This window comes from Lyngbya sp. CCY1209 (assembly GCF_055795065.1).
Genome location: NZ_JAYFER010000520.1, coordinates 1 through 473 on the forward strand (window position 1 = coordinate 1; position 473 = coordinate 473).

A 473-nucleotide genomic window follows, 5' to 3' on the forward strand; every position below is an offset into this window, starting at 1 on the left:
GTCAAAGCCGACGATGGTGAATCGGGTGCCCCGTGGGGTGGTGAATTTGGCGCCGGCTTTCATCCAGGGCGTCCAGGGCTCGAAGCGATCGTCGGTCTGTTTCAGTTCCGGCAGGGTGTCGGGGTCAATTTCGTCTTCGTGGCGGCGCCAGATTTCCGAGTCGTCGCCGGTCCAGTGGCGGATCATGACCCGCTGTCCGAATGCCAGTTTCACCCCGTCGGCGATCCGTCGCGCTTCGCGGTAGTCGGGGGCGTGGCCGACGGGTTCTTCAATGCCGTCACAGGCGCCGGAAACCAGGATGATGTGGTGGTTGTCGGGCCGGTCAACCGTCGTTTTTTTCAATGTACATTGAATGTTCGGCCCTTCATCATCTGCGACAACTTCGGCGGCGATCGCGGTTTCGGCGGTGGCGGGTGTCGGTTCCCCTGCGGGGGACTCATCCATTTGGGGGGGTGCGGTTTCGGTGTCGGCGA

Annotated in this window: 1 pseudogene; it reads right to left on the reverse strand. The window is 62.6% G+C overall.

Annotated elements, in window-relative coordinates:
* Positions 1 to 444: pseudogene (locus AC0QHF_RS17100) on the reverse strand (hypothetical protein); the annotation flags it as partial.
* Positions 445 to 473: the final 29 nt, after the last annotated feature.